This window comes from Tamlana sp. I1, assembly GCF_015355625.1.
Taxonomy (GTDB): Bacteria; Bacteroidota; Bacteroidia; order Flavobacteriales; family Flavobacteriaceae; genus Pseudotamlana.
Genome location: NZ_JACLAF010000028.1, coordinates 1 through 12787, shown reverse-complemented (window position 1 = coordinate 12787; position 12787 = coordinate 1). Strand labels below are relative to the sequence as shown.

At 33.2% G+C, this 12787-nt stretch carries 11 protein-coding genes, 2 tRNA genes and 2 pseudogenes; 1 reads left to right on the top strand and 14 read right to left on the bottom strand.

Going from position 1 to position 12787, the window contains the following annotated elements; translation table 11 throughout:
- The 14 genes and pseudogenes from H6X70_RS16760 to H6X70_RS16695 all read right to left on the bottom strand — a co-directional run.
- A pseudogene (locus tag H6X70_RS16760) lies at positions 1 to 588 on the bottom strand (hypothetical protein); the annotation flags it as partial.
- Between the two features lie 457 nt (positions 589 to 1045).
- Positions 1046 to 2131, bottom strand: a complete 1086-nt coding sequence (locus tag H6X70_RS16755) for a site-specific integrase (RefSeq protein WP_194768842.1) — start codon at positions 2129 to 2131, stop codon at positions 1046 to 1048.
- 308 nt (positions 2132 to 2439) lie between these two features.
- Positions 2440 to 2514 (bottom strand) — tRNA-Pro (locus H6X70_RS16750).
- Positions 2515 to 2528: 14 nt separating this feature from the next.
- A pseudogene (locus H6X70_RS17095) lies at positions 2529 to 2615 on the bottom strand (GIY-YIG nuclease family protein); the annotation flags it as partial.
- A 141-nt stretch (positions 2616 to 2756) separates the two neighbouring features.
- Entirely contained in the window at positions 2757 to 2996 is a 240-nt protein-coding gene (locus H6X70_RS16740) for a GIY-YIG nuclease family protein (protein WP_194768841.1), read from the bottom strand.
- A gap of 33 nt (positions 2997 to 3029) precedes the next feature.
- On the bottom strand, positions 3030 to 3152 hold the full coding sequence (locus H6X70_RS17090; RefSeq protein ID WP_194768843.1) for a GIY-YIG nuclease family protein: 123 nt from the start codon (positions 3150 to 3152) through the stop codon (positions 3030 to 3032).
- Positions 3153 to 3381: 229 nt separating this feature from the next.
- Entirely contained in the window at positions 3382 to 4362 is a 981-nt protein-coding gene (gene trxB, locus H6X70_RS16730) for a thioredoxin-disulfide reductase (protein ID WP_194768840.1), read from the bottom strand.
- 163 nt (positions 4363 to 4525) lie between these two features.
- Complete coding sequence (locus tag H6X70_RS16725) at positions 4526 to 6655, bottom strand: SurA N-terminal domain-containing protein (RefSeq protein ID WP_194768839.1); 2130 nt, start codon at positions 6653 to 6655, stop codon at positions 4526 to 4528.
- 130 nt (positions 6656 to 6785) lie between these two features.
- Positions 6786 to 8075, bottom strand: a complete 1290-nt coding sequence (locus tag H6X70_RS16720; protein WP_194768838.1) for a hemolysin family protein — start codon at positions 8073 to 8075, stop codon at positions 6786 to 6788.
- Positions 8076 to 8270 carry a hypothetical protein gene (locus tag H6X70_RS16715; protein WP_194768837.1) on the bottom strand — a complete coding sequence of 65 codons (195 nt, stop codon included), beginning with the start codon at positions 8268 to 8270 and terminating at the stop codon, positions 8076 to 8078.
- Positions 8271 to 8340: 70 nt separating this feature from the next.
- Positions 8341 to 8895 carry an LPS export ABC transporter periplasmic protein LptC gene (gene lptC / locus H6X70_RS16710; protein ID WP_194768836.1) on the bottom strand — a complete coding sequence of 185 codons (555 nt, stop codon included), beginning with the start codon at positions 8893 to 8895 and terminating at the stop codon, positions 8341 to 8343.
- Entirely contained in the window at positions 8895 to 10274 is a 1380-nt protein-coding gene (locus tag H6X70_RS16705; protein WP_194768835.1) for a hypothetical protein, read from the bottom strand. The genes lptC and H6X70_RS16705 overlap by 1 nt, the downstream gene beginning before the upstream one ends.
- A 16-nt stretch (positions 10275 to 10290) precedes the next feature.
- Entirely contained in the window at positions 10291 to 11601 is a 1311-nt protein-coding gene (locus tag H6X70_RS16700) for a hypothetical protein (protein ID WP_194768834.1), read from the bottom strand.
- Positions 11598 to 12329 carry a type III pantothenate kinase gene (locus H6X70_RS16695; protein WP_194768833.1) on the bottom strand — a complete coding sequence of 244 codons (732 nt, stop codon included), beginning with the start codon at positions 12327 to 12329 and terminating at the stop codon, positions 11598 to 11600. Before H6X70_RS16695 ends, H6X70_RS16700 begins: the two co-directional genes overlap by 4 nt.
- Before the next feature lie 180 nt (positions 12330 to 12509).
- On the opposite strand from H6X70_RS16695, the gene H6X70_RS16690 reads away from it, so the two are divergent.
- Positions 12510 to 12582: transfer RNA gene (locus H6X70_RS16690), tRNA-Phe, on the top strand.
- Positions 12583 to 12787 lie beyond the last annotated feature (205 nt).

The following is a 12787-nucleotide window of genomic DNA, read 5'->3' as shown; positions in this document are numbered from 1 at the left end:
CCACGGCGTGGCTAGTAGTCTAACATTTGGATTGATAGCTACTATTTTCTTTAAAATAGGAATCAAATCTGTTTGGTCTGGACCAGCTAAAGAAAATTCAGATAAATCTTCGTCGGTATCTCCATAGGCCACTTCATTATATGTATAGGCAAACTCACTTAAATCTGAGGCACCAAGACTAATGCGTATCAATGATGAACGTATGCCATTGCTAGGATGAAATAGCTCTTCTAACAGTGCATCTTGGTCTGTTTGATTCATAGAACGAATAGCTTTGGCACTACCTTGCGTCAAAGTCCACCCAAACCCTACTACGGATTGATATGTTTGGGTATCATCAATGGATACAACCGTATTGTTATCAATAAAAGTGGTAGAAAAATTTGCATCAGCCTGTTGCTCTAGCAATGCTGACTGGTCGCCTTTTGTTAAATAGACTGAGACGGGAGAAGTCGTTTGGGCATGAGCTGCCAAAGTCAAAATTAGCCCTGTAACAAGACTAATGCCTCTTATTATCTTATTTGGGTAATATGTTTTTTGTAAAAACCTCTTCAAAATAAGGTTCTTCTTTTGTAAAAGTTTGATCATGCCTTTCAGTTTTTTTTAGTTATGGTTATAAAGCTTTCATAATCTCTAAATATATTGCTCCGATATATAAAAACGAGTTATAATGGACTAAATAAGCTAAACCAAAAATAAATTCTTAGACTAAAAAAAAAGGAGGGCATTTTATTAAAACAAAGGGGGTAAAATGGTTTAAACCAAACGATTATGATTTCACCTCCTAATAAGGATATATTACAAGATACTTTTCGTTTTGATGGGATATCGAAAATATTAGTAAGGATGGATCTGTAGCTACCCGTGCTTTAAAAGCATGATATTATTTTTTATCTCTATATCTCCCATTGGAATGCAAAAACTCCTTATGTTCTATCGGTAATTCTTGAAAATGTAAATCTTAAAAAATTAATATTGTAGAGTACTATTTACCTAAATTCACAACATACTTTTAAATTTTAATAAAAAAATAACACCTTAAAGCTTAAACGGTAGTTGCAAATGTATGTCTAGCAACATGAAATGTGACACTCTTACCTATACCGACCTCCTTAATAATTGTTTTTAAATGCTGGTTTACTTTTTGATTAGAAAAAACAGGCAACAAACAAGATGAGCTATCGTAATCAACATTATTCATATATTTATTAAGAATTTCAAGGGCTTGAGGTAAAAGAGGTACTTTAACTTTTGTTTTTGTCTTTTTCCTTCTAACATCAATCCATAATTTACCATCAACACCTTCAACAATACCTTTTCTAGTTAAACTCTTAATTTCTATATAACTTAATCCTGTATAACAAGCAAACAAAAACATATCTTTTACAATCATTAAACTAGAATTATCCGAAGTGAACTTCTTTACACTAATTAATTCTTCAGGTTCCAAAAAATCACTTTCGTAATCTTCAAACTTCAAAGAATACATATTAAACGGATTTATAGAAAAACAGCCTAACTTAACAGCAATATTAATTAACTTTTGAAAGCGCTCCATATGCTTCATTATCCCATTATTCCCTAAAGGTTTTGATACTTTCAAGGATGGCTTACTTCTAAGAAATTGTTCAAATTCAACAATAAACTTGTAATCAATAAAATTAAGATGCACGTCATCCTTTTTATATTTATGCTGCGTAAAACGCCTTAAATATTTCTCAGTTGCATAATAATTTTTAAGAGTTCCTTTTTCTAATTTAACAGACTCTACTTCCCAATGATAATTGATAATATCACCCAGAGTTTCAAGTAATTTATCGGTCCCTAAATAGCTTGACTTAATAGCTTGTGCAGAAATAGGTTTACCCTCAAAATACAATTGCCTATGACAATCCATTAAATCAGCGTAAATCTCATCTAAATATAAGTTAATACTCTGTGCACCTTTGATCCTTGGATTAAGTCTTAAGGATTTTGAACACCAATAAGATTCTAAGGTTGTACGTTTTACGCTGATGTCAGCACATATTCCATCCACACGAATACGTGCATAAATCGGAATTTGTCCGTCATCTTTGACTGCTGTCTTTTTCAGCAAAAAGCCAATACTAAATGATTTTGTGGTTTTCATTACATTTCACTTTAGTTAAACAATGATTAAAGTGAAAGTCAAATCTAATTTTACATGCCTATAAACTGATGATTATGTATATATTTTCTATTAAAATAGGACACCGAATGGCGTCTTAACAACAAGAAAACAAACCAATACAATTCATTAACATTCAGCAATTTATAAAAAAATTCCTTTATAAAAAAGGACACCGTATAGGACATCCTCATAATCGTTTTCAAACGAATTCAAACAAAACCAAAAAATATTAAAACACTGAAAATCATTTATTTAACATTTATTTAGTTTTCAATATTTCAATTTTGTCGGGATGACAGGATTTGAACCTGCGACCACACGGCCCCCAGCCGTGTACGCTAACCGGACTGCGCCACATCCCGATATTTATATGAGTAGCCAAACGTTTATCCAAATTATTTGTTTGTCCAACATAATAACGGCTTAAGGTTTCACTATAGATGATATAAACTAAATATTCCAATAAATCTTTTATCTTTCACTACGACCATCACGCTATAAGCGTGATACGCTAACCGGACTGCGCCACATCCCGATATTTATATGTGATACTTAACCAACACTACATAAGATTTTTGTATTAGGCGGTCAGCTCATCATAGAATTAACTATTATCTTCTAAGTATCTTTTTATTCCACGCTTCTTTATTTTTGTTTCTATCGACATAGCTTCTGTTCGATTGCTAAAACTATAAGTTTTCACCAAAACCCAAGGAACTCCTTTACTAGTGTATTTAGCTCCTCCTCGATTATGAGTAGCAAAACGTTTATCCAAATTATTTGTTTGCCCAACATAATAACGGTTTAAGGTTTCACTATAGATGATATAAACTAAATATTCCAATTAAATCTTTTATCTTTCACAACGACCATCACGCTATAAGCGTGATACACTAACCGGACTGCGCCACATCCCGATATTTATATGAATAGCTAAACGTTTATACAAATTATTTGTTTGCCCAACATAATAACGGTTTAAGGTTGCACTATAGATGATATAAACTAAATATTCTAATTAAATCTTTTATCTTACACAACGACCATCACGCTGAAAGCGTGATACGCTAACCGGACTGCGCCACATCCCGTATAATACAAAAGAGTTGTAAAATTACATTTCAAAGAAAACAATTTTAGGGAACATTTAAAACTAAATTCTTAAAAATTAAAGCATAAAAAAACCGAAGCTTTAGCCTCGGTTTTAATGTATTAAGGTTTAATCCTTTTTAATTATAAGTTGATGTAGATACTTCAAAACTTGGCTCTATTGCAGCCAAATAACGCTCCGCATCTAACGCAGCCATACAACCAGTTCCAGCAGCTGTAACGGCTTGTCTGTAAACATGATCAGCAGCATCGCCAGATACAAATACACCTTCAACATTAGTTTTAGAAGATCCTGGTACATTAATAATGTATCCTGTTTCATCTAAATCTAAAAAGTCTTTAAAGATATCGGTGTTTGGTTTATGGCCAATAGCAACGAAAAACCCTGTAGCTGGTATTTCGTGCTTTTCATTTGTTTTATTGTTATACACACGAACCCCAGTAACTACTTGTCCGTCGCCTAAAACTTCATCCGTTTCTGTATTGAATAAAATCTCTATATTTTCAGTTTTTTGAACTCTAGCCGCCATGATTTTAGAAGCTCTAAATTCATCTCTACGTACAAGCATGGTTACTTTTTTACATAACTTAGATAGATAATGTGCTTCCTCGCAAGCAGAATCTCCTGCTCCAACAATAACCACTTCTTGGTTTCTATAAAAGAACCCGTCGCATACCGCACAAGCAGAAACACCTCCACCTAGCTTTAAATATTTTTGTTCAGAATCTAAACCTAAATATTTAGCAGAAGCCCCTGTAGAAATAATAACTGTATCACAGTGGATTTCTTTATCACCGTTAACCCATACTTTATGAATAGGTCCAGCGAAATCTACTTTAGTAATCCAACCATCACGAATGTCTGCTTCAAAACGCTCAGCTTGCTTTTGAAGTTCCATCATCATTTCTGGGCCTGTTACCCCATCGGGATATCCTGGAAAGTTTTCAACTTCGTTGGTTGTTGTTAACTGACCTCCAGGTTGGGTACCTTGATATAACACAGGACTCATATTAGCTCTAGCAGCATAAATTGCAGCAGTGTAACCTGCAGGACCAGAACCTATAATTAGGCATTTTACTTTTTCTATTGTATCGGACATAATCTTAACTTTTTAACATCACAAAAGTAGTTTTTTTGTTAGAAAATATGCAGTTAAGTTATCAACAGTTTTTATGTGATAATAAACTTTAACTATAAACTAAAATGAGTTTCATAAAAAAAGCCTCGATAAACGAGGCTTTTTAAAATATGTTTAAACAGGCTTATTGAATTTGCAATTTTGCTCTGTTGTCTTCAATCTCTGCTGCATCTTTTAAAGCATTGTACAATCTGCCGTTTACGATGCTTGATTTTTGTTGCTCTACACGGTTAGCAGCAGCTTGGTAGTTCTCTAATTTTACTGCTGGCGTCACTTTAGTTACTTGAACCATGTACACCCCTTTTTCGCCTTCTAATAATCCTGAAGTTTCACCTTCATTTAATCCGAAAGCTGAACCTACAACAAAAGGCTCTCTTCCAGCCCCTGAAATTGTTGGGTTTTTCATATTAATACCTGCAGCTGTTTTAACCGAAGTTTTTTCCGCGGCAGCGATATCTTCCAACGTTTTAGCAGAAATTCTATCTTTAATCATTTCGGCTTTCTTTTCTTTCTTCAAGATTGGTAAAACACTTGCTGTTGCATCTTCTACAGACATTAACCCTGCTTCGTTTTTAGCAACAACTTGCGCGATAACATAACCTCCAGGAATGTTAAAACGTTTAATATCTCCTACTTCGATATCACTTTCAAAAGCCCAACGTACAATTGGTCTTTGGTTTCCAACACCAGGAATACTTTCATCTAAAGCTTTAATACCATTTACTGGTCTTACTGTAAACTTATTTTCTTTAGCTACAGTTTCAAAATCACCTTCGCCAGCTTTAATTTCAAAATTAGAAGCATCTCTAAACACTTTATCAGTAGTAGCTTCAGAAGGCTCAATTCTTCTAGCAATAGTTCCTACTTGAACTGCTTTTTTAGGATCTTTTAACCCCTCTATCTCTATAATATGGTAACCAAAAACAGTTTTAACAATATCAATATCTCCAACTTTTCCACCAAATTCGAAATCGTTAAATTCTGGAACCATACTATTATAAGGATGCCAATCGTAACGTCCTTCTTTAGCAATACTTCCTTGATCTGAAGAATACGTCGTAACAAATTCTGGGAATCTAGAACGATCTCTTTTTAAAATAGTTAATAAACTATCTGCTGTAGCTTTAGCTTGCTCATCAGTTTGAACAACCGTTTGGTCCGCGCTTTGAGACCCTAAGAAAGGAATTAATATGTGTCTTACTTTTGCTGAATCTGGAATTTGTTTAACAGCAATAACTTTAGAAACTTTAAAGAAACCACCTTCTTTGTAAGGTCCAAAAACTTCACCTTCGTTTAAATTATAGATGTCGTTTGCAAATTCATTTGATAAATCAGATTTGAATAAAAAACGCTTATCAAACTTAATATCTGAAGCTGCTACTGCGTTGATATAATCTTCGTTATCCTTAACTTTAGCAAAAGCCGTAATGGTATCTTTTCTACCAGTAGCATCAACTAATTGCCCATTGATGTAGCGCTTAAGTTCTGCTTTAATCGCGTTTTCATCTTCAATTGAAGCAACTTCTTTAAGTTCTACAAAACGAATATCTCTTGAAGCCTCAACTTCAAATTGTTTTTTATGATCGTTGATATAACTAGAAATATCAGATTTAGATACCTTAACAACACTATCAGGAATTGATGAATAAGCAACTTGAACATATTTGATGTCAACTTTATCGCCTTCTAATTTGTGTTCTAATTCACCTTCAGCTAAAGTTCCTGTTAAACCTGCTTTAACCATGCTAAAATAGTTTTGGTTAAGTGCGTTTGATGCTATTTGTTTTTCATAATTCACCCAACTGCTAAAACCTGCAGGCGATGTTTCTTTTAAATTAGCAATATATTCGTTTAATTTATTTTCATCGAAAACACCAGCCTCGTTTAAAAACTCTGGGCTTGACGCTAAAGAGGTTCTTAACAAATCTCTCATTTGGTCTTTTTCTACAGTAATACCAAGCTCTTCAAATTGCGTTTCCATAACAGCTTGTCTTACTTCTTGCTCCCATACACGGTTCATAACTTGTGTATTTGTAGCGTTTGGTCCTGCTTGTCTTTGAGCTACTTCAACTTTTTGCAAAAAGTCTTCACGTGTAATTTCTATACCGTTTACGGTGGCGATTACGTTTTGCGATTTTGCTGTAAGTGCATCTGTGTTTCTAAACAAATCTGCTAATACAAAAGAAAAAAGTGCTAACGCAATAATTAATATTAAGAATAGTGAACGTTGTCTTATCTTGTTTAAAACTGCCATTTGAAAAATAAATTTTAATAAGCCTTTGGGGCTTTCTTGTTAAGTTACTGTCAATTACACGCGAACTGACAAAAATATCGTGCGCGAAAATACCATTTTCATTTTAATAATAAAAGCAGAACTATGTATTTTAATCGTCATCCAATACAATAAGCTCTACCAAGTCGATTTTGGTATTTGAGACCTCTAAAATAGTAAACTGAAAGTTGTCTATTTTAACCACCTCGTTTTGATCTGGAATCTCTTCGGTATGATTAACAATAAGACCTCCAAGCGTTTCGTAATTTTCGCTTTCGGGAAGATCTAATTTATAAGTTTCATTAATATAATCAACCTCTAAACGTGCTGAAAACTTATATAAATTATCATTTACATGCTCTTCAATTAAATCGACTGAGTCGTGCTCGTCTTCTATTTCGCCAAAAAGTTCTTCAACAATATCTTCAACCGTCATAATTCCTGATGTACCACCGTACTCATCTAAAACCACAGCAATACTACGGCGTTTTTTAGTAAGCACATTAAGCACATCTTTAATAAGTACCGTTTCTGGCACAAACTCTACAGGCGTTATCATGGCTTTAATACTGCTTGCTTTTTTGAATAATTCAAAAGAATGCACATAGCCAATCACATCATCAATAGTATCTTTATAAACCAAAATTTTGGTACGCCCCGTTTCTGTGAAAAGGGCATTTAACGATTTGATAGAATCATTAATATCAACCGCAATAATTTCGGTACGCGGTATCATGACTTCCCTAGCTTTTACTTCGGAAAATTCGAGAGCATTTTGAAAGATTTGAATTTCACTATCCACATCATCATGCTCTTCAACAGATTGCATTTGCTCGCTAATATAGTTTCCTAGCTCTACTTTAGTGAAGGCTAATTGAATTTGATCGCCTTCAGTTTTAAAAAACACTTTAAGCACAAAATCTGAAATCCAAATCACAAAATCTGAAATGAGCGTAAAAAGAACGTAGAAAAAATACGCAGGAACCGCCAAAGCCTTAATTAATTTATTCGCATAAATTTGAAAGAATACTTTAGGTAAAAATTCGGCAGTTATTAAAATAACAATTGTAGAAATAATGGTTTGGGTAAGTAAACTTAAATCGGTTAATAAGTAATCTATAAAACCGTATGAAGTTGGTAATAAAGATTGAAACCAATTCACCAATAAATCACCCATAAAAAACCCATAAATAACCAAAGCTATATTGTTACCAATAAGCATAGTGGTTATAAATTTTGAAGGTTTTGCGGTAAGTTTAATTAATGCCTTTGCAAGCAAGCCATCTTGCTTCTTTTCAATTTCAATGTGTATTTTGTTTGAAGACACATAGGCAATCTCCATACCTGAAAAGAAAGCAGAAAGAATTAAAGATGCAATTATAATAATTACATAAACACTCATTTACTTAGAATTATCTTTATTATCATATTTCCTTCTGAATTTCCCTCTGAAGAAAAACATAAAAATAGCCAAACCTCCTAATGCCATAGATATATAAGCTTTATCAGGGTCGTTTTCCCATTTTACGGCACCATCATATAAAAACAAAGCGGCAAATACTAAATAAGCATATTGAAAAATCTTAGAATATTTCATGATTGACATTTAATTTTACTAATGTGTAAAGATAATTAAAATTGAGAAAGCCGCTTTTTAATAAAGCGATTTATTCTTCTAGAGTAATAATTCCGGTAACTTCTAGAACTTCGGCGTTAGTGAATTTCATATTCGAATCGAAACCATTACCATCTATTAAATCTTGTTCCGATTTGAAGGTAACATGCTCGTTGGTATACAACCATTCATTTTTTTGATCGAAATACAACTGGTCTGTTTTTAACACTCTATTATCGTGTGTCGTGATGACTACATTTCCTTGCATATCGATTAAATCGGTTTCGGTATAAATAATAGCATAATCGGCAACTACAGTGCTTTTTTTATTCGCTTCATCGAAAACATCTAATTGAACGCCGTCTACAAACTCGTTAAAAGGAAAGTCTCTGTTTGAATAATCTAAGGTCTTTGTACTGATTAGATTGGCAGTAACACGACCCGAATCGGTGTATTTTAAGTTAAGATTATAATCGACACCAATAGGTTCATTTTCAGAAATCCCTAATTTCTGAACCTGATTAAAACTATCATTACATGAAAAAAACATAGCCACAGTAAAAACTGTGACTATGTTTAGAATTTTATATGTAACGTTTGTTTTCATTAAATACTTGGCACCTTAACCGAAGAACCAATCCAACAACCAATAGTAATGGTTTGTCCTGATCTTCCTGAGCTAAATACTTCAGATTTTTGAGGTGCTTTGTGTAAATAACTTGTCGCAGATTTTGATGCTGCACTAGACATTGTTGGATCTACACGTGCTGCTTTTTTAGCTTCTTCTGCTGCTAACCAATATACTGCTCTTTTATCAAAGTTATCTTTACCACAATCATTTGCACTTGCTGCATACATTGCTGCAATAGCAATATGTGGCTTTCCGCTAGACGGGTTAAGCTTAAGCGCCATTCTGTAGTAATCTCTTGCTTTAGAATAACTTCTTTTAGCTTTTAATTTTGAAGCAATTCTATAGTATAATTTCGATTTTTTGAAGTTATCAGTCTCTAAACTAATCGCTTGCTCATAGAATTTTATAGCCTCGTTAGATTTACCTTCTTTATCTTTTAAGATCCCTAAATAGTAAGCAGAGTTTGCTGAAGGACTTAAATCGTGGTAAGCATTAACTAACTTAAAGAATAACGGATCGTCTGTACATTCTTTTTCAGACATTTTCCCTGCAGCTCTTTGTAACCAAACAGCATTGGTTTTGTTAGCTTCAAAATCTTTACTATATAAAGGAATAAGGTTTTCACAGTTTGCTCTATCCCCTAATTTTTGATCAATTCCAGAAGCAATTTGATCGTAAGCTTTTAAGTAGCTTTCATAGTACTTTTTATATTTTTCTTCCTTTTTAGTTAAAGCTGTTCCTGCTTCTTCTTTTTCAATTAATTTGTTTAAATCTTCAGAGTAATTTTGGATTTCACCTTCAACTTTTTCTGCGATATCGTCATATTTATTGAATAAATCGGCTGCAGGCTTTTTACCAGCATCATACAAATCAACCATTAATGAGAAATACGTATATAAACTTTTCGGGTTAGTAAACGTTGCTTTATCTAAGTGGTATGCATCATCAAAACACTTGTATAACTCCTCATCTGTTTTTTTCAAATCAGCTCTATTGTCATACATTAATTGACAGGATTTTGCTGCGTACTCCCCTTTAGGAGTTTTAGAAGCAAAGTGTAAAGCACGCTCATCCCATAATTTTCTAAGATCATTTATAAATGCAACTTTTTCAGCACCTGCTGAATTGTCAATTTTATGGTTTAATATTTTTTCTCCATCAATATAGATGGCGTTATTAAACTTTGGACATTTATTTCTTACAGCCATCCATGGTTCGTAAGCGGCGTCGTAATTCTTAGCTTTAACATACTCATGAAAAATGGAAAGTTTGTTAATACACTCTTCATCTTGCTGTGCAAAACCAACATTTAATCCAATAAATAATAATGCTAATAATGTAATTTTAGTCTTCATAATAAATTTAATCGTTTTAATCGTATTTTCTTTTCTGAAACCATCTATCGTTTAAAGATAAACTGATTTGGAATGTTATAAAGTTTTCTTGTATCAAATCACTTTCTGTAGTGCCGCGTTTACCAAACTCGAGCCCCATGTTTGCATTTGAAAACAATCTAGCATCTCCTACCGGCAATCCTACTCCAAAAGACATGCCAAACTCTTTAATAGATTGGTTGTTAATATTTAATCCTGTATTTTCAAAGCGTAAACCACTTCTATAAACCACTCTTTTAAAATAGCTTGTAAATGAATTGTATTGTGGAATAAAAAAGCCACCTAATGAGAATCTAGAAGCATCTTCATAGGCCGCATCATCACTTGAATACAACACATTTGAAAATTCGCTTGAGTTATGCGACATATATTCTGCGCCTAAAAACCAACTTCTTGGCTGACCTACTCCTAAACCAAAAGTAACTCTTGACGGCATTTTTAATTTAGTTTCCGCCAATCCTATAGCGCCTAAATCTTCAATTACTGTATTTACTACAGATTCGGATCCTGTGCTCGAATTAAAAACAATGGTAGACATCGATCGTAAATTTTGAGAGGTCAAATTACTTTGTGGTGTATATGTTAAACCTGAAACAACTTCAAGCCTATCGGTAATCATTCTCTTATAGGTAATCCCAAAGTTTACATTTAAACCACTTAAATCGGATCTGTTATTTTCTTTAGTTTGATATTGCGTAGGCAAGCCATTATCATACTGTAATGCAATGTTGTTGTTTTTAATATTTCCGAAGTTATACTCCAAATCTAAACCAATAGATAATCCTTTTGTTAACTGATATCCAGCACCAAGAAAGACTTTATTAAGTCCACCTTCTCCTGCAAATCTTCTTCCTAAATCGCCGTCGGCATTTAAAGATTCTACCTTATATCCAACTGCTGTATAGGGCATGATACCAAAACCAAATCCTAATTTCCCAATAGGAATAGACATGGCTAGATAGTTAAAGGTTGCCGTTGATGTGTTTCCTTTACTGCTTTCACTCTTTAAAGTTGTGTTTTGGTAACTTCCCCCCATAGTATAGGTTACAGGCCTACTTTCACCTCCCCAAGACGCTAAATTTTCACCGCCATAAGCTGCCGGGTTTCGTAAATTCATGTGTATACTATCAGTATACATACTCAAACCTCCCATACTCCTGTTTTCTACAGTTCCTTTGAAATTTGAAACACCAATACCGTAAAAAGAATACGGTGATGCCGTGGCTTGCTGGCTATGACCTTTGATTGCAAATACTACAATAAAAACTAATACAAGTTTTTTTATCATTCGTTTGAGTTAAGTTCTAAAATGTGATTCAATCCTTCTAAAAGAAAATTTGAATTCGCAAATATGCTACTTTTTAATTGTTTAGACAAGAATTTACTATCACCTCCTGTTAAAATAACTGTTAAATCTGAATATTTATTATGATATTGAGAAATAGTTCCATCAATTTCATTCAATACACCATTGACTACTCCCGAATGTATAGACCCTGATGTTGAGCTTCCTATCATAGTTTCAGGAACAGATAGCTTTAATAACGGTAATTTGGCGGTTAAATTATTTAAGGATTTATAACGCATGGTTAATCCTGGTGAAATAGCGCCTCCCAAATATTTATTTTCATTGGTAATAAAATCGTAAGTAATACAGGTTCCTGCATCAATAATTAATACATTTTTATTGGGGTATTGTTTAACCGAAGCACTTACCAAACCAACACGGTCTACACCTAAAGTTTGCGGTGTTTCATAACAATTTATAAAAGGTAATTTAGTTTGAGCATCTAAAACCAAAACATCAAACTGTTTTTTTATTTCGAAAACATCATGTTCACTCAAATGCCCTACGGAAGAAATCACCGCGCGTTCCAATAAAGGAAAATCATTTTTTAAAGCTCTAATATGGTTTAAAACCTCATTACGTTCTACAATTCTTTTATCCTGAAGCTTACTCGCCTTAAAAACGGCCAATTTCACCAAAGTATTCCCTACATCAATTACTAAATTCATCTCATTTTAAAAAAGGGATAAATTTACAAAACAAGAAGCAATAATTATCCATTACGCTATTATATTAACAATAAATTAGTTAGCTCTTATTTAAAAAAAAATCGAAAAATAAATGCTTTTTTTACAATTTAGATTTGGCAGATTCTAAAATAGGATATATATTTGCAACCGCTTTAGCGAGGTACCTTAGCTCAGTTGGTAGAGCAAAGGACTGAAAATCCTTGTGTCCCTGGTTCGATTCCTGGAGGTACCACACAAGTTAACCCTTAATAATCTTTTGATTGTTAAGGGTTTTTTCTTTTATAAAAATGAATAACTTTACATTTAGAGGGGGTCAATCTCAAAAGTTGTGGAGCATCTAAAAAAGCAAGACCTTTGAATAAAAATTTTTAATGCCATCAGATTCATTATTAGCCATAGCCAATTTATTACTTCCAGAAATACTTATTAAGTATTTT

What these genes read in the sequence shown, in the direction of transcription:
- H6X70_RS16695 (WP_194768833.1), bottom strand. Translation starts at nt 12,329, where the DNA reads ATGAATTTAGTAATTGATGTAGGGAATACTTTGGTGAAATTGGCCGTT.
- H6X70_RS16720 (WP_194768838.1), bottom strand. Translation starts at nt 8,075, where the DNA reads ATGAGTGTTTATGTAATTATTATAATTGCATCTTTAATTCTTTCTGCT.
- H6X70_RS16725 (WP_194768839.1), bottom strand. Translation starts at nt 6,655, where the DNA reads ATGGCAGTTTTAAACAAGATAAGACAACGTTCACTATTCTTAATATTA.
- H6X70_RS16755 (WP_194768842.1), bottom strand. Translation starts at nt 2,131, where the DNA reads ATGAAAACCACAAAATCATTTAGTATTGGCTTTTTGCTGAAAAAGACA.
- H6X70_RS16715 (WP_194768837.1), bottom strand. Translation starts at nt 8,270, where the DNA reads ATGAAATATTCTAAGATTTTTCAATATGCTTATTTAGTATTTGCCGCT.
- trxB (WP_194768840.1), bottom strand. Translation starts at nt 4,362, where the DNA reads ATGTCCGATACAATAGAAAAAGTAAAATGCCTAATTATAGGTTCTGGT.
- H6X70_RS16700 (WP_194768834.1), bottom strand. Translation starts at nt 11,601, where the DNA reads ATGATAAAAAAACTTGTATTAGTTTTTATTGTAGTATTTGCAATCAAA.
- lptC (WP_194768836.1), bottom strand. Translation starts at nt 8,895, where the DNA reads ATGAAAACAAACGTTACATATAAAATTCTAAACATAGTCACAGTTTTT.
- H6X70_RS16705 (WP_194768835.1), bottom strand. Translation starts at nt 10,274, where the DNA reads ATGAAGACTAAAATTACATTATTAGCATTATTATTTATTGGATTAAAT.